The organism is Pseudonocardia asaccharolytica DSM 44247 = NBRC 16224 (assembly GCF_000423625.1).
Taxonomy (GTDB): domain Bacteria; phylum Actinomycetota; class Actinomycetes; order Mycobacteriales; family Pseudonocardiaceae; genus Pseudonocardia; species Pseudonocardia asaccharolytica.
This window is the reverse complement of sequence record NZ_AUII01000003.1, coordinates 1-18,882: the sequence shown is the minus strand read 5'-3', so window position 1 is coordinate 18,882 and position 18,882 is coordinate 1. Positions and strand designations below refer to the sequence as shown.

Genomic DNA, 18,882 nt, shown 5'->3' with positions numbered 1-18,882 from the left:
GCCGTTGCTCCATTCCGCGCCGCGTTGGCTCAGGGGGGATGACGTGGGCGGCAGACGCCTCCTGATGGATATCCGCCCGCTGCGGGTCTCGCCGGGCTTCCGCCGGCTGTGGGCCGGTACCGGGCTGTCCGCGATCGGCGGGCAGATGACGTACTTTCGCCGTGGCCCTGCAGATCTACACCCTCACCGGGTCGTCGCTGGCGGTGGGCGGGATCGGCCTCGCGATGGCGGTCCCGGCGATCGCGGTGGGACTGCTCGGCGGGACCCTCATCGACGCGGTCGACCGCCGCCGCCTCGTCCTCGCCACCAGATCGCGAAAGCCGTGTTCTGCCAGCGCTGACCGCCGCGGGTTGCTACCGAGGGAACCGCCGGCTCGGCCACGGCTGGGTAGTGTCGGCCGGGCCATGGGAACGAGCGCTGCACCCGAGACGATCGCCGTGCCGGCCGGGTGATCCTGTCGGACCGCAGAACCCGCCGGAGCTGGCAGGTCGATCTCGCCGCATACCACATGGCAGTCCACCCCGTCACCCAGGACGAGTACGCCGAGATCACCGGCGAATGGCCCGGCGCGGCGCATGGAACGCGACTGCCCGTCGAGGGCGTGTCGTGGTGGGATGCGATCCGGTACTGCAACGTCCTGTCCGAGCGCACCGGCCGCACCCCGGCCTACCACGTGCGCGGTGACGAGATCGAATGGGACACCACCGCCGATGGGTACCGGCTGCCCACCGAGGCCGAATGGGAGTACGCCTGCCGTGCCGGGATGACCGGCCCGCGCTACGGGCCGCTCGACGAGGTCGCCTGGCACCGCGGCAACTCCGACGAGCGGATTCGCGAGGTGGGCACCAAGCAGCCCAACGCCTGGGGGCTGCACGACACGCTGGGCAACGTCTGGGAATGGTGCTGGGACCTCTACGACCCCGAGGTCTACGGCACCTACCGCGTTCTGCGCGGCGGCGGCTGGTTCGACGAGCACTGGAGCTGCCGCGCCTCCGTGCGCCGGCGCAGCCACCCGACATTCCGCGTCGACGACGTGGGGTTCCGCATCGCCCGCGGGTGACGGCCCTGCGCCCCACCCGCGGGCGACGGCGACGTTGGTGTCAGAACGGCGGGCCGGACGAGCTGATCTGGTGCTTCTGAACCTCATCACGAACGATGCCTGGAATCGCACCCGCCGGGGCCGGTGATACAGCGCGCCATGCGGCGAGCTGCTCCTCTGAGTCCCACCTCTCGAAGATCCGGCCAGGCGGCCGCGAACGGGCCGGACGGGCTGCTGTTCGGGAGCGTACGTCTCCTGACAATCCGGACGTCCGTCAACGGTGAGCGACGCGCGGCTTCCAGGCTCGCGTCAGACGCGGTCGGCGAAGGCCTCGACCTGATGGATGCGGCCGGAGACGATAAGGAGGTCACCGGGCTGGATGACGGTCTCCTCGGTGGCGTAGGTGAAGGGTTGCCCGAGGCGCTTGATGCCGACGACGGTGATCCCGTGGCGGCTGCGCACGCCGCTGTCGGCCAGTGTCCGCCCGACGATCTCGCGGGGCGCGGCGGTCTTGACCATGGCGAAGTCATCTTCGAACTTGATGTAGTCGATCATGCGGCCGGTGACGAGGTGCGCGACGCGTTCGCCCATCTCGTGTTCGGGCAGCACGACGTGGTGGGCGCCGACGCGTTCGAGGATGCGGCCGTGTTGGCGGCTCGTGGCCTTGGCCCAGATCTGGGGGACGCCGAGATCGACCAGCACGGCAGTGGTCAGGATACTGGCTTCGAGGTCGGTGCCGATGCCGACCACGGCGCGCTTGTAGTCGGGGACGTCGAGCTGGCGAAGGGCTTCCTCATCGGTGGTGTCCGCGACGGCGGCGTGGGTGAGCTCGTCGGCGTACTTCTGCACCAGGACGGGGTTGCTGTCGACAGCGAGGACCTCGGAGCCGCGGCGCACGAGTTCCTGGGCAAGGGAGGCGCCGAAGCGGCCGAGGCCCAGGACGACGACACGGCTGGGTCGCGAGGTGCGGTCTTCTCTAGCCAACGATGGTCCGTTCCTCGGGCAGTTCGAAGCGGCGGCTGCGCTCGCGCAGGGCGAGGGCGGAGGCCAGTGTGATCGGTCCGAGCCGGCCGAGGAACATCAGGGCGGTCAGCACGAGTTGCCCGGCCGGGGACAGGTCGTCGGTGATGCCGGTGGACAACCCGACGGTGGCGAACGCCGACACGGCCTCGAACAGGATCGCGTCGAGCCCGATCGGGGTGATGGCGAGCAGGGTGACGGTGGAGACCATGACCAGGCCGACGCCGGCGAGGGCGACGGTGAGGGCTTGCCGCTGGATCGGCGTGGGCAGCCGGCGGCCGAGGACGTGTACGGTGGGTTCGCCGCGGACCTCGGCCAGCATCACGAACGCCAGCAGCGCGAAGGTGGTCACCTTGATGCCGCCGGCGGTGCCGGCGCTGCCGCCGCCGATGAACATCAGGACGTCGGTGATCAGCAGTGTGGCGGGGTCGAGCTGACCGACGTCAATGCTGTTGAAGCCGGCGGTGCGCGGCATGATGCCGTGGAAGACGCCGATGACGAGCTTCCCGCCGAGGTCTTTGCCTCCGATCGTGCCCGGGTTGGTCCACTCGAACGCCAGGAACCCGACGATCCCGACGATGACGAGGATCGCGTAGGTGCCGACGGTGATGCGCACGTGCAGTGACCAACGGGCCAGCTCGCCGCGCAGCCGGCGGCCGAGGGCGAACAGGACGGGGAACCCGATCCCGCCGATGACAGTGGCCACGGCGAGCGGCATGCAGATCCACGGGTCCGTGGCGAATGGGATGATGTTGTCGGTGAACAGGGCGAAGCCGGCGTTGTTGAAAGAGGACACCGCGTGGAACGCACCGAGGTACGAGGCGCGCCCGATCGGCTCCTCGTAGAAGGCGGCGAAGCGAACCACCAGGGGAACGGCGATCACCAGCTCGACCGCGAGGCTGATCGCCAGGACACCAGCGACGACCTGGCGGACTTCGCCAAGACCGAGACTCTTGGTCTCGGCCTGCGCGGTGAGCTGCAGCCGCAGCCCGATCCGTCGCGCGATCAGCAACCCGAGCAGTGTCGCAAGGGTCATGATCCCGATACCGCCGATCTGGATCAGCCCGAGAATCACCAATTCGCCGAACATCGACCAGTACGTCGGCGTGTCCACCACGATCAGCCCGGTCACGCACACCGCCGACACCGCGGTGAAGATCGCCGGCACGAACGGGGTCATCGCTCCGGACTCCGCGGACACCGGCAGCATCAGCAGCACGGTCCCGGCCGCGACCGCCACCGCGAAGCCGACGACCACCGCGGCCGCCGGCCGGCGGAGAAGACCATCGAGCAGCGTTCCCCGGCCCGACACCATGTTGGTCACGGCTTGCCAGGCTATGGGCTGTCACCGGAGGTCGTGGGGCGGGCGCGGAGATGGGCGCGTTCGCCCTGCTTGCCGAACAGGCTGAGGAACGCCCATTCCCCCTGAGGAGGCCCATGTCCTCCGCGCTCGGCCAACGCGCCGTATGCGGCTGCTCAACCTGCTATTGATCGTGCGGTCAGTGTCGAGCCGGCGCAGGTGCGCGGCCGCCACGGTGACCGTCACCCGGGTGCCGGGTGGCGCGTTCGGTGGTGTGGAGGACACGCACATGAGCTGTCCTCCGCTCCCGGTCGACCCGCCAGGCGCGCCAAGGTCGACGTCGACTCGGGTAACGCCGCCCAGCGGGACCTGCCGCCGCAGCGTTCCGGGCACGGCGAGCCCGTCGGGTGGCGCTGCGACCTCGCCGGGCGCCGCCCGGCAGTGTTCCGGGCGAGCAGCGAGCAACCCCCGTCCGGTGAGCTCCGGCGGCAGCAGCCCGAATCCGAGCAGCCGCGCGCACGGCGCGTCGACGGGGTGGTCCAGCACGCTCGCCGTCGGCCCGAGCTGACGGATGCGCCCGTCGATCAGCAACATCGTGTGTTCGGCCAGCGCGCGGGCCTCGCCGGGATCGTGGGTGACGAGCAATGTCGCGGCGTGCAGGCCGTCGAGCACCACGCGCAGGTCCGCGAGCAGGTCCGCGCGGGTGGTCGCGTCGAGGCCGGCAAACGGTTCGTCGAGTAGCAGTACCCGTGGCTCGACGGCCAGGGCGCGAGCGATGCTGGTGCGTTGCGCCTCGCCACCGGACAGAGTTCGCGTGTCGCGATGGGCGAGATGGGCGATGCCGAGGGCGTCAAGCCACGGCTCGGATCGCCGGAGCGCCTCACGCCGGCCGACCCCGCGCAGGCTCAACCCCGCCGCGGCGTTCTCGGCGACGCTGCCGCGGCGCAGGATCGGTCGTTGCAGCACACCCGCAACAGCCACGCGCATGGTTGCCGGTTCGGCGGGAACGCCGTCGAGCAGGACGGTGCCGCTGCGGCGGTACCGGCCGAGCATGCCGAGCGCGCGCAGCAGCGTCGATTTCCCGGCGCCGTTCGGCCCGAGGACAGCGAGCGTCTGCCCCGCGGCGACGTCGAGGGTATCGACCGCGAGCAGTTCGCGCCCGCCGACACGCACGCGCAGGTCGCGGCAGCCCAACCGCGGCGGTTCGCCGCTGGATTCGGGACTCATCGGACGGGTGCGCGCTGCTGCTGGGCCAGCGTGATCGAGAGGTTGACCGCAAACGCGAGGGTGAGCAGGACCAGGCCGAAGGCGATCGCTAGGGCGAACTGCCCGCGGCTGGTGGCCAGTACCGCGGCGGTGGTCAGCACGCGGGTCTCCCCGGCCAGGTTGCCGCCGACCATCTGCGCCGCGCCGACCTCGCTCACCACCGCGCCGAACGCCGCCATCCCGACCGCGAGCAGCGGGAGGCGTGCCTCGTCGAGCAACGCCAGCAGCGCACGTGCTCGGGTGGCGCCGAGCGCCTGCATCTGCACCAGGAACTCCGGGTCGATCTGCTGCAGCGCGGCAGCAGTCAGCGCAATGACGATCGGTGTGGCGATCGCGGCCTGGGCGATCACCATCGCGGCCGGGGTGTAGAGCAGGCCGAGCCCGCCGAGCGGGCCGCTGCGCCATAGCAGCACCGTGACGAACAACCCGACGACCACCGGGGGCAGCCCCATGCCGGTGTTCGCCACGGCGAGCAGCACCCGGCGGCCCGGGAAGCGGACGAGCGCCGCCGCCGTGCCGAACGGTATCCCGATCAGCAGCGCGAGCAGGCTCGCGGTGAGCGAGACCTGCAAAGTCAGCGCAGTGATCGTCCACGTGTCCTCGTCGCCGGTGAGCAGCAGGCGCAGCGCCTCGGCGAACCCGTCGAGCAGGACATCCATCACGAACCCGCTAGCCGCCGAGCTGTTCGGCGGTCTTGCCTGCATCCGGAGTGAACAGCGGCTCGCCGAACTCGGTCGTCCCGAACTCGCCGATCATCTGCTGTGCTCGCGGCCCGACGATCCAGTCGACGAATGCGGCTGCGCCCTCGGGCTGCACGCGCTCGCCAGCGGCGGGAGTGATCTCAATGACGTGGTAGATGTTCAGCAGCCGAGCATCACCGGAGTTCACGATCTGCAGCCGGAGGCCGTCGCGCTGTGCGAGGAAGGTGGCGCGGTCGCTGAGGGTGTAGGCCCCGGCCTCGTCCGCGACCCGCAATGTGGCGCCCATGCCCTGGCCGGTGCTGCGGTACCACACGCCGTCGGGATCGACGCCCGCGGCCTCCCACAGCTGCTTCTCGCGAGCGTGGGTCCCGGACTCGTCGCCGCGGGAGACGAACGCCGAGCCCGAGCGGGCGATGGTCGCCATCGCCTCGGCGACCGGCAGCTCCCGGATTCCGGCCGGGTCGGTGGCCGGCCCGACCAGGACGAAATCATTGTGCATGACCAGCAGCCGCCGGCCCGTCACTCCTGTCGCGACCAGCTCCTCCTCCGCAGCGGGCGAATGGACCAGCAGCACGTCGGCCTCGCCGCGCCGCCCCATCTCGATGGCCGCCCCGCTGCCGACCGCGATGGGCTTAACCGCCCAGCCGGTGTCCTCGGTCATCGCCGGCAGCAGCACGTCGAGCAGCCCGGAGTCCTGGGTGCTTGTGGTCGTGGCCAGGATGAGCGACCGTTCCGCCGACGGCCCCGCCGCGGGCGGCGCGCCGCACCCGACAAGGAGGAGGAGGCCGGCGAGGACAGCGGCGACCCGGGACGGCACACCCACACTGGCTCCTTCTGCACTAGTTCAGACCGACCACCATAGGTTGTTAAGGCATGGCCCGGTATCGCGAGATCTGCACAGACTTGGCCGAGCGAATCAGCTCTGGCGAGCTGACCCCGGGGACGGAGCTCCCGGGAGTGCGCGAGCTGGCCGTGCGCTGGGCCACCACCGCGTCCACGGTCAGCCGGGCGGAGCGGACGCTGGCACAGGCCGGGATGATCGCGCTCGCCGATCGACGTCGAGCACGCGTCACGCGCGATGGCGCTCTCGCTGCCCGCCGATTTCTGCACGGCGACCTGGTGCTGCGGCTCGCCGGAAGTGACGACCCCGCCCTCGACCTGGTTCTGCGTCACCTCGGCGGCCGCGTGGTCACGGTCGCCGCGGGCGGCAGCTCCGCCGGGTTGATGGCCGTCCGACAGGGTCGGGCCGACGCCGCCGCCGTGCACCTGCTGCACCGCGACGGCGGCTACAACGCTCCGTTCGCCCGCGGTCTCCTGCGCGGGCTGCGCCCGCACCTCCTGCACCTGTGGCGGCGCGAGCAGGGGCTGCTCCTCCCCCCGGGCAATCCCCGTGACCTGGCCGGGCCGACCGACCTCACCCGGGTGCGGGTGGCCAAGCGGACCCACGGCACCGGGACCCGATTGCTGCTCGACCGGTTGCTCCGCGACGCCGGCGCCGACCCCGACGCCGTGCGCGGGCCGGAGGTGGGGTCACACCTGGAGGTGGCACTCGCCGTCGCCGCCGGCGTCGTGGACACCGGGCTCGGGGTACGTGCGGCGGCCCGCGACCTCGACCTGACCTTCGTGCCGTTGACCTGGGAGGACTACGAGATCGTGCTCAGCGCGGCCGCGCTCGACGCCGCCGCCATGCTGGTCACAACCCTGCGCCGCGACGACGTGCGGGCCGAGATCGCCCGCCTCGGGGGATACGACCCCGCCAACGCGGGGCGGTTGACCGGCCTGGATCCCGAGTCGTCGCCATGAGGAGCTCCGGCTCGGGGCCGACGATCAGCGCTTCTGACCCGGGAGTTATCGGCGCAAGCCCGCCCGTTCAGGGCCGGGATAACCGATCCCTCCGTAGGCGCGATCTATGCCGGTCAACCGGGCCGTCGCTGGTTCTCCACGTACTGGCGCGATTCTGCTGGTTGGAGCGGGTGCCCCGGTGGGATCGGAACGGCCCGCATCCGGAACCGTGGAGCTGACGCTGGGCCCTTCTCGACTCGATCGCAGAGATCGACGATCACATCGAGGATCTTGGCGGACTCGTTCGCCGAACCGATCGGCCGCCGGCCCCAAACGTGTGAGCCAACAGCTTTACAGTGGACTGTCATACCGCGTCTGACCTGCGAGGAAACCGTGTCCCCTGCTCCGCGTCCGTGCATGGTCCGCGCGGGTCGTTCTTCCCTCGTACCCCGGCGGTGATCTCCTCGCACGTCCCCCGGGTCGCCACGCGATCGGGCGACAGCTCGCCCGATCATGACCCGCTCACCGTGGAGCAGAAGTGACGGGGCCGGGCCGGTCATCGATACTGTGTCGGGAGCCGACTCGGGGGTGCGCTCATGGGCAGCACCGCGATGCGACCGGTGGTCGCCCGCCGAATCGTGAGGCGTGACGATGAGCGAGCGGCGATCAGCGAGCTGCTGGGCGCGATGGCGGCCGGTGACGGCGGGATGCTGGCCGTGGAGGGCGAGGCGGGCATCGGCAAGAGTTGTCTGGCCCGCGCCGCGGTGGCTGCCGCCCGCGCCCGCGGCGTCGCGGTTGCTCTCGGCCGCGCGACACCGGGGCCCTCCGTTCCGTTCCGTGCGGTCGCTGAGGCCCTGCTTGGGCTGGAGCGCACCCGGCGACTCCCGCGGACCTGCCGTACGGCGACGTCCTCGCCCGGGTGGTTCCGGCCTGGGGAACCGCGCGTCGGGACGCGTCACTGGTGGAGCTCGCCGAGCCGTGCTGCGACTGCTCGTCCTCTCAGCCGACGGCGTGTTCCTGGTTCTCGAGGACCTGCCCTGGGCCGACCCGGAGACCCTTGAGGTCTTGGAGTACTTGGCCGACAACATCGCGGGACATGCGGTGGCCGTCCTCGTCACCTTCTGTCCCCGATCCACCCGGCGCGGCGCAGCTGCGGCGAGGCACGACATGTGCCGGTCCCGTCCGTTGCGCGCCGATCTCGGTCGGGCGCTGCTCGAGACGCTCGCCGGCGCCGGACAGGCCGACGAGGCGATCCGGCTCGGCGAGCGGATGCTCGTGGAGACCGGCGACCGAGACGGCGAGGTCCGCCTCCTGCTGGTCCGTGCCGCGCTGGCAGCGGGCCATCCCGAGCACGCGCAGTCCCATCTCGACCGCATCCGCTCCGGTGACGATCCCCGGCTGGCGGCACGGACGGCAGCTCTGGAGGCGCACGTCGCTCTGGCCGCCGTCTCGACCGACCGTCTGTCCCGCGCGGAACGCCTGGCGCGCCGGGCCGCCGATCTCGCGCATGCGGCCGGGCTCCCACGAGGTGGCCTGCGAGGCGTTGGAAGTGGTCGGACGCTGCGCTCGGGTCAGCGACCTGAACCGGGCCGAGGAGGCGTTCGCGGCCTTCGGCGAGGTCCTCGGCCCGGCCAGCCAGCAGGCGGGGATCGCCCCGGTCCCCCACGTCTACGCCGTGCACCAGCTCATCGACCAGGGCGGCCGGGTCCAGCGGGCAACCTCGCCGACGCCCTGACCTCGCCGGGACCGAGCGGGCGGCCTCGCCGGAGACCGCCCCGCCAGCGGATCGCCGCCCTGGGTGCCGAAACCTCGGCACGTATTCGGCACGGCCACCCGGAGATCACAGATCTCAACCGGGGACAGCCGGACTGCGCTGGAGAAGAACAGTGACCATTTCCGCTGCTCAGAGCCATGATCAGGCTGCTGGGAAAGGGTGCCCCGGTGGGACTCGAACCCACACTGTGACCCTTTTGAGGGAGCCTCGGTTCCGTTCTTGCGCATGGCCTGACCTGCGGCGATTGGACCGTGCACGCTCGGGGCGCGCAACCTCGGCACGTATTCGGCGCACGCTTCGATTTTGGGCCGGGCCCGCGAACCGCCGTACCATCGGCACATGACCTTCGACCGGATCACAGTGGATCCCGACCTGATGGGTGGCGTCCCGACGATCCGCGGTATGCGCATCCCGGTCGCCACCGTCGTCTCCATGGTCGCCGACGGCATGACGGTCGACGAGATCTGCGAGGATCTCCCCGACCTCACGCCCGAGGACGTGGCCGAGGCACTGCGCTACGCCGCCGAGAGCGTCCGCGAGCGCCAGCTACCGCTTCGCCCGTCTGCATGAGGCTGCTACTCGACAACAACCTGTCTCCACGGCTCGGCGAGGTGCTGGCCAAGGAGGGGTGGGACGTGGTCCACGTCCGTTCACTCGGACTCCAGGCCGCGAGCGACCACGTTGTCCTGCGCACCGCCCGCGACGACGACCGCATCCTCGTCGGCGCCGACACCGACTTCGGCGCGCTGCTCGCCGCCTCGCACGAGCCCGACCCATCCGTCGTGCTTGTGCGCCGCGTGATCGGACGCCGGGTCGACGAACTCGCCATCCTCCCTGATCGCGAACCTTCCCCAGGTCGAGGAAGACCTCCGACTCGGCAGCATCGTCGTCATTGGCGACGACTTCCTCCGAGTCCGGCGTCTCCCCATCGGATGATTTCCCGTCGTGGCAGGGCGCCGGATTTACAGTGGACTGGCGCGATGCCTGTGACCAGCGGCGACGCAGCCAACGCGTGTCAGCGTCCGTACATAGTCCGTGGCTCGGCCGTCTTGCGTCTCCCCCGGTCACTTGCACCGGCCCGGCCCGGCGTGGATGCGGATTCAGTCGATGGGTCTGAGCCCGGTCATAGTCGCGGGGAAACTTGCTCAGACGTTTGCCGGGATGCGGTGCTTTGTAGCGAAGACGGCGGCGATGCCGGCAAGAGTCACCGGGTCGCGCAGCGGCAGGAGATGGTCAGCGCCGTCGACGCTCATCGTCTCTGCGTTCGGCAGCATCGCCGCGAGCATCGACACGATCCCGTGGACGACCGGCGAGCTCGCATCCCCTTGAACCAGCAGCACCGGCTGGGCGATCCGAGACGCCTCGGATGCGGGGAGGCTCCATTCGCCGACGGCGGGGACCTCGTCGCGGAAGAAGAACCCGCAGTCACGTTCCGCGCGTTGCAGGCCCTCGGGACCGAGGGCCGTGAGAAGCACGGTCCGGTAGTCCTCCGCGCAGACCATTCGCATGAACGTGTCGAAGGCGGCGCCCAGATCGCCCGCAGCAGCCGCGGCCATCACGGGTTCGAGGACCTGCCCGAAGCCCGCCGCCACCTCGGGCGGGAGGAGGGACGGCGCTGCCGCAGGTTCGACGAGGACGAGGCTTCGGACGAGATCCGGGCGGTCGGCGGCGAGCTGAAGCCCGATCAGGGAGCCGGAGGAGTGCGCGAGGACATGCGCCTGCCCGATGCCCACGCTGTCGAGCACGGCGGCGCAGTGTTGGGCGTGGTCGCCAAGCGTCAGGTGGCGTCTCGGAGCCGGGGCCGCCGAGTTGTATCCGGCGCGCACCGGCACGACGAGGCGGAACCCGCTCAGCGCGGGATCATCCGCGACGGTGGGAAACCACGCCGCGAACACGCCGGCATGGACAAGCAGGACCGCCTCGCCACTCCCTCGATCGGTGAACTCGACCGTCTCCTCTCCTACACCCAGCCGATGCCTGCCAGCGCTGCCGTCGGTCATCGTGTCCCTCCTCGATTGATGCCACCGATACTTAATTGGATTAAGTGATAGGGTAGCGAAATGGCCCGCGCCGTCAACCCCTCCACCCGCCGATACCGATCTCAGCTACGTGCCGAGCAAGCCCAGGACACCCGCCGTCGGATCTTGGAAGCCGCGACCCGGCTCTTCGTTGCCAACGGCTATGCAGGCACGACGGTCAGCGCGGTCGCCGCCGAAGCCGGAGTCGTACCCGAGACGATCTACGGAACGCTGGGTGGTAAACGCGGACTGCTAGAGGGCGTCATCGACACGACGATCGTCGCGTACCGGGGCCCACTCCTGGATGCCGAGCACGAGCCGTCGGGTCGCCGGGCCAAGATCGACCGACTGGCCACCGCACAGGAGCGGCTGCGCGCCTGGGCTGAGTTCGCCTGCGAGGTCCTGGCCCACACCAGCCCGATCCACGCGCTGATCCGCGGAGCGGCGGACAGCGAACCCTTCGCGGTCGAACTGCTCGAACGCCTCCTCTGCGAGCGCCTCGCCGACATCACGGAATCAATGCGCCGGTATGCCGCAGGGTCCCTTCGGGCAGGACTGAGTGTCGAACAGGCCGGCGAGCGGGCGTGCGCCCTGATGAGCCCAGAGATGCACCACCTGCTCACGGTCGGACTCGGGTGGACTCCTGAGCAGCACCGAGAGTGGCTTTGCCAACTTATTGTCGCCGAGTTGCTCGGCCCCCCGTGACGGGGCGAACGACACGGAGCGTCCGACGCCGATGGTCCCGCTCCGCTTTGCCAGTGCCCTCGGTGGTGATCTCCTCGCGGCACGGGTTCTCCCTGCCGGGCCGGTGGTCCGACGGCAAGCCAGCGGTTCCGGCTTGCGGGTCGGGCCGGCGGTCTGGCAGCCCTCGGGCGCGCCGTGAGGAGGTCGCCGCCGTCCCGCAGCCCCTCCCCTGATCTCCGAAGCGGCGTCGGGATCCGGGCGGAGCCCGGCCGCCGGGCACGGTGCAGCGACAGCGCGGGGTCCTGGTCAACGCTGCCGAGTACGCGGTCGAGCGCCGCCTACTGGCACGGAACCCGATCACCGCGCTGGCGTGGAAGGCACCGCGCACGGTGCAGACGGTAGATCGCCGGGTGGTCGTCAACCCGGGCAGGCTCGGGCGTTGCTCGACGCCGTGGCGAAGCAGAAGCCGAGCGGTGCGCGGCTGGTCGCGTTCTTCGGCGCGATGTACTACGCCGCCCTGCGGCCGGCCGAGGCGAGCACGCTGCGCAAGTCGAACCTGGCACTACCGGCCGAAGCTGGGGGAACTCGTGCTGGAGGCGTCAACGCCGGCAGCCGGCGCGTCGTGGACCGACAGCGATCACCGACGGGAGGAGCGGCAGCTGAAGCACCGGGCCCGCGGGGAGACGCGCGTCGTGCCCTCGCCGCCGGCGCTGACGGCCTTGCTGCATGCGCATCTGGACTCGTTCGGCACCGGGCCCGACGGGCTGCTGTTCGGCGGTGTGCGGGGCGGGGAGTTGGCGGAGAGCACCTACTGCCGCGTCTGGCGGAAGGCACGCGCCGCCGCCCTCGACCCGGCTGAGGTCGCCTCCCCGCTCGCCCGGTGGCCGCACGACCTCCGCCACGCTGCGGTGTCCACGTGGCTCAACGCCGGGATCCCCGCCACGCAGGTCGCCGAGTGGGCCGGACACAGCGTCGCCGTCCTGCTCCAGATCTACGCGAAGTGCATGGCCGGTCAGGAGGACGCCGCCCGCCGCCGCATCGCGGCCGCCCTCGGGGACGAAACTTTGGCGCGTATTGGGCGTGATCAGCCGGAGAACACCGATACGGGCCGGACACAGCCGGACAGCACCGGGGACGAAGGGTGAGGGAATCCGCAGCTCAGGGCCGTGATCGGGCTGGTGAGCGACGGTGCCCCCGGTGGGACTCGAACCCACACTGTGACCCTTTTAAGGGGCCTGCCTCTGCCGATTGGGCTACGGGGGCGCGGGCCACAGCCTACGGGCGGCGGCCCGGCGCCCCGGACCCGCTCAGACTCCGACGCGCTCGCCGGCCACGTCCACCGGCGGGCGCGCCCGACCATTGGGCGACGCCGCCGGGGCGGGACTGCCGACGACGCGGCTGAACTCCGCGCGCGGGGCGTGGATCTGGCCCAGCGCAACGGCCTCGCGGCCCAGCACCAGCGCGCCCGTCCAGTCGAAGACGATCCGGATCCGCCGGTTCCAGGTGGGCATCCGGCTCACGTGGTAGGCGCGGTGCATGAACCACGCGACGACGCCGCGCAGCTTGATCCCGTAGATCTCCGCGACGCCCTTGTACAGACCGAGGCTCGCCACCGAACCGGCGTGGGAGTGCCTGTACTGGGTGAGCCTCCGGCCCCGGATGTGCGCGATCACGTTGTCGGCCAACACCTTCGCCTGGCGCACCGCGTGCTGCGCCGAGGGACTGGTCCTCGCGTCCGGGTCGTCCTTGGACAGATCGGGGACCGCCGCGCAGTCACCGGCGCTGAACACCTCCGGCATCCCGACGACCTGCAGCTCCGCCGTGCATTCGACGCGGCCGCGGGCGTCGCGCGGCAGATCGGTGTTCTCCAGCATCGGGTTCGGCCTGACACCGGCCGTCCAGATGATCGTGTCCGCGTCGAAGGACTGGCCGTCGTCGAGCTCGACGTGACCGTCCACCATGCTCGTGACCCGGGTGTCGAGGTTGACCTCGATGTCCGCGTCGAGCAGGCGCTCGACGGTGTAGCGGCCCATCTTCGCACCGACCTCCGGCATGATCCGGTTGGCCGCCTCGACGAGCACCCAGCGGATGTCCTCGCGGTTGATGTTGTCGTAGTAGCGGCTGGCGTAGCGGGCCATGTCGGCCAGCTCGGCGAGCGCCTCGATCCCGGCGTAACCACCGCCGACCACCACGAAGGTCAGCAGCGTGCGCCGCAACTTCGGGTCCGACGTCGCGGCCGCCTCATCGAGCCGCGACAGTACGTGGTTACGCAGGAAGATGGCCTCGCCGACGTTCTTGAAGGCGATGCCGTGTTCGGCGAGACCCGGGATCGGCAGCACTCGGGCGACCGAACCAGGCGCGACAACCAGAATGTCGTACTCGATCGTGGCGACCCGCCCGGCCGCCAATTCCGCCGTTACCTGCCGAGCCGAATGGTCGATTCTGGTGACGCGCCCGGTGAGGTGCCGGCATTTGCGCAGGACCTTGCGCAATGGCACCACGACATGCCGCGGCTCGATCGAGCCGGCCGCCGCCTCGGGCAGGAACGGCTGGTAGGTCATGTGGGACTGCGGATCGATCACCGTGACCGATGCCTCTCCGCGGCGCAGCTTCTTCTGCAGTCGCAAGGCAGTGTACATCCCGACATACCCGCCGCCCACTACCACGATCCGCGTATCGCGCGCCATGGGTCTTATGGTCGCATCCGAGGCCGTCCCTCCATAACGCCGACGGCCAATGCGGCATTACGTCACACCGCCAACAAGGTCAAACCGGCCTTTGGGGTGAGCCAGCGCACGGTAAGTGGATAAGAGAACCCGGTATATGAGCGGGTCGTGGTGCTCGCACACCGAGGCCGCCGCGGCGAGGAGCCGGATCTGTCCTGTGCCGGTCGCGTTAGATGGCTCCCGCCGCGCAGCCCGCGGCGCCCAGCACGTCCTCCAGCATCCGGGGGGTGAGTCGTCCGGTGAAGGTGTTCTGCTGGCTCACGTGGTAGCAGCCGAACAGCTGCAGCGGTGCCCGTCCCGGCGCGGCCGGGGCGAACTCGGCGTGGGCGCCGTGCCCGAACCGGGGCCGCGGCCTCGGCACCGTCCAGCCCGAGGTCGCCAGCACCGGCAGCAGCGCCTGCCATCCGAACCCACCCAGCACCACGATCGCGCGCAGCGTCGGCGCGAGCAGGGTGAGCTCGGCGTCGAGCCAGAAACGGCAGGTCTCGCGCTCGGCCGGGGTCGGCTTGTTCTCCGGCGGGGCACAGTGCACCGGCGCGGTGACCCGGGTGCCGCGCAGCGCGAGTCCGTCGTCGAGGTGGACGGCGGTGGCCTGGTTGGCCAGGCCGACGGCGTGCAGCGCCGCATACAGCACGTCGCCGGAGCGGTCCCCGGTGAACATCCGGCCGGTCCGGTTACCACCGTGAGCCGCGGGCGCGAGGCCGACGATCAGCAGCGCCGCGTCCGGCGGACCGAAACCGGGTACCGGACGTCCCCAGTACTCCTGATCGCGGAACGCGGCACGTTTCTCCACCGCCACCTCCTCCCGCCACTCCACCAACCGCGGGCAGGCCCGGCAGTCGACGATGGACTCGTCGAGCGCCTCGATGCTCGTCGGAACGGCGCTGGTGTTGCGGGGCATGGTCAGGCGATCGAGCGGGCGATGCCGTCGAGAATGTCGTGCTCGCTGATGACGAGCCCGGGGATGCCCGCGCGGGCGTGCAGCTCGTCGGCCAGCACGTCCACGATGAGTGCGCCGGCGCCGATGACGTCGACGCGTCCGGGGTGCAGCGCGCCCAGCTTCGCGCGCTCCGAGCGCGGCGCGCGCAGCAGTCGCTGGGCGACGCGGTGCAACTCGTCGCGGGAGAGCCGGGACAGGTGCACGGCGTCGGGGTCGTAGCTGGGCAGATCCTGTGCGACGGCCGACAGTGTGGTGATGGTTCCGGCGACCCCGACCCAGGTCCGCACGCCCTCGACCGGGACCGCGGCGAACGCCTCGTCGAGGATCTTGGTGGCGACCCCGCGGGCCTTCTCGATGTCATCGGCGCTCGGTGGGTCGGCGGCCAGGCAGCGCTCGGTCAGCCGGACGCTGCCGATATCCACCGAGCGGGCCGCGTGCACGGTCGCCTTCCCGTCGTCCAGCGAGCCGACGACGAGTTCGGTCGAGCCGCCGCCCACGTCGACGACGACGAACGGTCCGTCGCCCGGATCGAGGTCACCGACCGCGCCGACGAACGACAGCCGCGCCTCCTCGTCGCCGGAGATCACCTCGGCCTCGGTGCCGAGCACGTCGCGGACCATGCCGAAGAAGTCGTCGCGATTGGACGCGTCGCGGGTCGCCGAGGTCGCGACCATTCGGGTGCGTTCGGCGCCCGCGGCGCCCAGCGTGCCGACATAGTCGACGAGGGCGGCGCGGGTGCGCTCCAGCGCCGCGGGCGCCAGCACACCGGTCGCGTCCACGTCCTGGCCGAGCCGCACGATGCGCATCTCGCGGTGCACGTCACGCAACTCGACCGTCCCCGCGTTCGTGGTGACGTCCGCGACGAGCAGCCGGATCGAATTGGTCCCGCAGTCGATGGCAGCCACCCGCGGCATGCGCTCCCCCTCATCAGGTGTCGAAATCTGCCGTCACGGTACGCGCGGCCCCACTCGGCCCCGCGTCGACGTGCCCTGATCGGGTTGCGCGCGGCTACTCTCGGGCGCGTGGCGGATGGACGGATGCGAGGCGCCGAACAGACCGTGACTGCTCAGGTCCCGGTGCCGAGGAGCAACGGAGCGGAGTCGGACGGGGCAGCGGCGCGCCCGTCGTCCCCCACGAAGGCGACGAGCGCGCCGCAGGCCCGTCCATGGCCGGTCGCGGCGCCGGTCGGGGTCGACCTCGGCACCCACGAGGTGCTCAACCAGGTCCCGCCGCTCGCCGGGTACGACCCGCTGGCCTGCGACCCCGCGCTGGTCGATGCCGTGCGCCAGGAGGGCGCCGCGGACGCGCTGGACGACCTGGCCGTGCTCGGCCGGACCCTCACCACCGAGCAGGCGCGTGAGGACGCCCGGCTGGCCAACGAGAACTCTCCCGTGCTGCGCACCCACGACCGCTACGGGCACCGTATCGACGAGGTCGAGTTCCATCCGTCCTGGCACCGGCTGATGGCGCTCTCGGTCGGCTGGGGGCTGCACGGCGCCCCGTGGCAGGCAGAGCCGGGGTCGGGGGCGCACGTCGCCCGCGCCGCCGGCTTCTACCTGGTGAACCAGCTCGAGCAAGGCCACTGCTGCCCGATCTCGATGACCTACGCGGCGATCCCGGCGCTGCGCCACGACCCCGATCTGGCGGCGCGGTTCGAGCCCGGCCTCATGGCCCGCGAATACCAGCCCGGCCTCGCCCGTCCCGACACCAAGTCCGGCCTGCTCGCCGGGATGTCGATGACCGAGAAACAGGGCGGCTCCGACGTGCGGGCGGGAACGACCGTTGCGGCGGCGCGGTCCGACGGCACCTACGAGCTCATCGGTCACAAGTGGTTCACCTCGGCGCCGATGAACGACCTGTTCCTGACACTTGCGCAGGCGCCCGGCGGGCTGACCTGTTTCGTACTGCCCCGGGTGCTGCCCGACGGCAGCCGCAACCCGATCCGGCTGCAACGGCTCAAGGACAAGCTGGGCAACCGGTCCAACGCCTCGGCGGAGCTGGAGTACGACGGCGCGATCGGCTGGCGGCTCGGCGACGAGGGCCGCGGGGTGGCGACGATCATCGAGATGGTCTCGATGACCCGGTTGGACTGCGTGCTGGGCTCGGCCGCGATCATGCGGGCCGCGCTGACCGAGGCCGCGCACCATGTGGCGCATCGCAGCGCGTTCGGCTTGCGGCTCGCCGACACACCCCTCATGCAAACCGTGATCGCCGACCTCGCCCTGGAGTCCGAGGCGGCGACCTCGCTGGCGCTGCGGCTGGCCGGGGCGACCGACCGCGGAGAGCGCGAGCTGCTGCGGCTCGCGCTGCCCGCCTCGAAGTACCTGGTGTGCAAGCGGACGCCCGCGGTTGTCGCCGAGGCGCTGGAATGCCTGGGCGGCAACGGGTACGTCGAGGACTCCGGGCTGCCCCGGCTCTACCGCGAGGCCCCGCTGAACTCGATCTGGGAGGGATCGGGCAACGTCACCGCCCTGGACGTGCTGCGCGCCGTGATCCGCGAGCCCGACTCGGTCGACGCCGTGCTCGCCGAGATCGACGCGGCCACCGGGACCGACGAATGGTTCGACCGCGGGGTGCGGGAGCTGCGGACCGAGCTGCGTTCCCGCGAGGAGCGCCGCGCCCGGCGACTGGCCGAGATGCTGGCGTTGTGCCTGCAGGGCTCGCTGCTGCTGCGGCGTGCGCCCGAGGAGGTGGCCTCGGCGTTCGTGTCGTCGCGGTTCCTGCCCGACGGGCCATGGCGGACCGCAGGCACGCTGCCCGCGGAGGCGCACGCCCGAGCCCTCCTGCAGCGCATCACTCCCACCTGATCCCCCGCGAGTCGCGGTAGTCCCGAGCGCGAGTCGGCGGTATTTCCGTGAGCGAGCCGGGTGGTCCGGGGTCTTCGTGCGGATTCCGGAGGGGGTCTGCGGATCGAGGCTCGCCGAGAGCGGCGGGCTGATCGATGACCACGAGGCCCAGAATTCCTACGCGACGTTCATCCCAGGGTGGCTGGCCGCCATGCAGGAGGGCTATATCCCTATCCCTTTCCGCTATGTCTGGCGTGCGCTGATGATGTCGGCGACCTACGTGATGTCGGTGATCACAGTCCTCGCCCATCGCGGCGGGGCGGTCGACTGTTCGCCCGGCGCCGTGGGCCCCGACTACGAGGCGCGACCCGACCGCGTGTGGGGGATAACGCGGTGGCGAGGTGGAGAGTGCCGGCCGCCGCGAGCGGCCTGGCGCCGTTCGTCGAACCGCAGGTGTGCGTCGCCCGGATCCGATCCGAGGAGACGGATCCACCCCCGGCGCGGCAGCGGGCCACGACCGCGGGTGGTCGCTCGAGTGGTTAGCCGGCCCGACCCGCGACCGGCCGCTGCTCATCCCCGCACCTCCCGCCCCCGGCGCCGCCCCGGCCGGTCGAGGCCGGCAAGGACCGCGGCCGCCGGGGCCGGGGTGAGGTGCTCGCCGAACCCGACACGGCGCAGGCGCGCGGCCAGCGCCTCGTGCTCGACCCCGGCAATGTGCAGCCGTGTCGCCGCGACGCGGGCGCGCTCGGGCAGGCCGCCCAGAACGTCCAGGGCGTCCGTGTCCAGGTGGTCGACCCCCGACAGGTCGAGGATCACATGCGGCGCGCGGTGGAACTGCTGGCCCGT

General features: G+C 71.2%; 19 protein-coding genes, 1 tRNA gene and 2 pseudogenes. 11 read left to right on the top strand and 11 right to left on the bottom strand.

What is annotated here, in order from left to right; all coding sequences use genetic code 11:
- Window positions 1-161 precede the first annotated feature (161 nt).
- Entirely contained in the window at window positions 162-452 is a 291-nt protein-coding gene (locus G567_RS0104110) for a hypothetical protein (RefSeq protein ID WP_028928969.1), read from the top strand.
- Window positions 453-508: 56 nt separating this feature from the next.
- The gene (locus G567_RS0104105; RefSeq protein WP_084795894.1) at window positions 509-1,060 is read left to right on the top strand and encodes a formylglycine-generating enzyme family protein; all 552 of its coding nucleotides are present in this window, start codon (window positions 509-511) and stop codon (window positions 1,058-1,060) included.
- Window positions 1,061-1,348: 288 nt separating this feature from the next.
- Here G567_RS0104105 and G567_RS0104100 read toward each other — a convergent pair whose 3' ends face one another.
- The 5 genes from G567_RS0104100 to G567_RS0104080 are packed head-to-tail and all read right to left on the bottom strand — an operon-like array spanning window position 1,349 to window position 6,149.
- A complete protein-coding gene (locus G567_RS0104100; RefSeq protein WP_051232263.1) occupies window positions 1,349-2,023 on the bottom strand; it encodes a potassium channel family protein in 675 nt (224 codons plus the stop codon).
- Complete coding sequence (locus tag G567_RS0104095) at window positions 2,016-3,374, bottom strand: TrkH family potassium uptake protein (RefSeq protein WP_028928966.1); 1,359 nt, start codon at window positions 3,372-3,374, stop codon at window positions 2,016-2,018. Before G567_RS0104095 ends, G567_RS0104100 begins: the two co-directional genes overlap by 8 nt.
- Window positions 3,375-3,404: 30 nt before the next feature.
- Complete coding sequence (locus tag G567_RS35365; RefSeq protein WP_051232261.1) at window positions 3,405-4,586, bottom strand: ABC transporter ATP-binding protein; 1,182 nt, start codon at window positions 4,584-4,586, stop codon at window positions 3,405-3,407.
- Window positions 4,583-5,284, bottom strand: a complete 702-nt coding sequence (locus G567_RS0104085) for an ABC transporter permease (RefSeq protein ID WP_028928965.1) — start codon at window positions 5,282-5,284, stop codon at window positions 4,583-4,585. The genes G567_RS35365 and G567_RS0104085 overlap by 4 nt, the downstream gene beginning before the upstream one ends.
- A 10-nt stretch (window positions 5,285-5,294) precedes the next feature.
- Window positions 5,295-6,149: an ABC transporter substrate-binding protein gene (locus tag G567_RS0104080; protein ID WP_028928964.1), complete on the bottom strand. Its 855-nt coding sequence runs from the start codon at window positions 6,147-6,149 to the stop codon at window positions 5,295-5,297.
- A gap of 50 nt (window positions 6,150-6,199) precedes the next feature.
- Between G567_RS0104080 and G567_RS0104075 the strand changes: the two genes are divergently transcribed.
- The 6 genes and pseudogenes from G567_RS0104075 to G567_RS37025 form a co-directional block, all read left to right on the top strand.
- On the top strand, window positions 6,200-7,129 hold the full coding sequence (locus G567_RS0104075; protein ID WP_028928963.1) for a helix-turn-helix transcriptional regulator: 930 nt from the start codon (window positions 6,200-6,202) through the stop codon (window positions 7,127-7,129).
- Window positions 7,130-7,704: 575 nt separating this feature from the next.
- Window positions 7,705-8,169, top strand: a complete 465-nt coding sequence (locus tag G567_RS37035; protein WP_037055846.1) for an AAA family ATPase — start codon at window positions 7,705-7,707, stop codon at window positions 8,167-8,169.
- A 106-nt stretch (window positions 8,170-8,275) separates the two neighbouring features.
- Window positions 8,276-8,440: pseudogene (locus tag G567_RS37030) on the top strand (hypothetical protein); the annotation flags it as partial.
- Between the two features lie 175 nt (window positions 8,441-8,615).
- A complete protein-coding gene (locus G567_RS35940; RefSeq protein WP_028928961.1) occupies window positions 8,616-8,843 on the top strand; it encodes a hypothetical protein in 228 nt (75 codons plus the stop codon).
- A 378-nt stretch (window positions 8,844-9,221) separates the two neighbouring features.
- Complete coding sequence (locus G567_RS0104060; protein WP_028928960.1) at window positions 9,222-9,452, top strand: DUF433 domain-containing protein; 231 nt, start codon at window positions 9,222-9,224, stop codon at window positions 9,450-9,452.
- Window positions 9,449-9,637 (top strand): annotated as a pseudogene (locus tag G567_RS37025) (DUF5615 family PIN-like protein); the annotation flags it as partial. The gene G567_RS0104060 and the pseudogene G567_RS37025, both read left to right, overlap by 4 nt.
- A gap of 390 nt (window positions 9,638-10,027) precedes the next feature.
- On the opposite strand, the gene G567_RS26700 reads toward G567_RS37025, so the two are convergent.
- Window positions 10,028-10,882, bottom strand: coding sequence for an alpha/beta fold hydrolase (locus G567_RS26700; RefSeq protein WP_084795852.1), 855 nt, complete (start codon window positions 10,880-10,882; stop codon window positions 10,028-10,030).
- A 60-nt stretch (window positions 10,883-10,942) separates the two neighbouring features.
- Here G567_RS26700 and G567_RS0104045 point away from each other — a divergent pair, with 60 nt between their 5' ends.
- The gene (locus tag G567_RS0104045) at window positions 10,943-11,605 is read left to right on the top strand and encodes a TetR/AcrR family transcriptional regulator (RefSeq protein ID WP_028928958.1); all 663 of its coding nucleotides are present in this window, start codon (window positions 10,943-10,945) and stop codon (window positions 11,603-11,605) included.
- Between the two features lie 260 nt (window positions 11,606-11,865).
- The gene (locus tag G567_RS36805; protein WP_342662901.1) at window positions 11,866-12,729 is read left to right on the top strand and encodes a tyrosine-type recombinase/integrase; all 864 of its coding nucleotides are present in this window, start codon (window positions 11,866-11,868) and stop codon (window positions 12,727-12,729) included.
- A gap of 44 nt (window positions 12,730-12,773) precedes the next feature.
- Here G567_RS36805 and G567_RS0104035 read toward each other — a convergent pair.
- The 4 genes from G567_RS0104035 to G567_RS0104020 form a co-directional block, all read right to left on the bottom strand.
- Window positions 12,774-12,847 (bottom strand) — tRNA-Leu (locus tag G567_RS0104035).
- A gap of 44 nt (window positions 12,848-12,891) precedes the next feature.
- On the bottom strand, window positions 12,892-14,271 hold the full coding sequence (locus G567_RS26690; RefSeq protein WP_051232259.1) for an NAD(P)/FAD-dependent oxidoreductase: 1,380 nt from the start codon (window positions 14,269-14,271) through the stop codon (window positions 12,892-12,894).
- Window positions 14,272-14,479: 208 nt separating this feature from the next.
- Window positions 14,480-15,211: a uracil-DNA glycosylase gene (locus G567_RS0104025; protein WP_028928956.1), complete on the bottom strand. Its 732-nt coding sequence runs from the start codon at window positions 15,209-15,211 to the stop codon at window positions 14,480-14,482.
- Window positions 15,212-15,213: 2 nt separating this feature from the next.
- Window positions 15,214-16,164, bottom strand: a complete 951-nt coding sequence (locus G567_RS0104020; protein WP_028928955.1) for a Ppx/GppA phosphatase family protein — start codon at window positions 16,162-16,164, stop codon at window positions 15,214-15,216.
- Window positions 16,165-16,272: 108 nt separating this feature from the next.
- On the opposite strand from G567_RS0104020, the gene G567_RS0104015 reads away from it, so the two are divergent.
- Window positions 16,273-18,057, top strand: a complete 1,785-nt coding sequence (locus G567_RS0104015; RefSeq protein ID WP_245585532.1) for an acyl-CoA dehydrogenase family protein — start codon at window positions 16,273-16,275, stop codon at window positions 18,055-18,057.
- 549 nt (window positions 18,058-18,606) lie between these two features.
- On the opposite strand, the gene G567_RS26685 is transcribed toward G567_RS0104015, so the two are convergent.
- Window positions 18,607-18,882: STAS domain-containing protein (locus tag G567_RS26685; RefSeq protein ID WP_037055843.1), on the bottom strand; the 276-nt coding region annotated here is incomplete at its 5' end.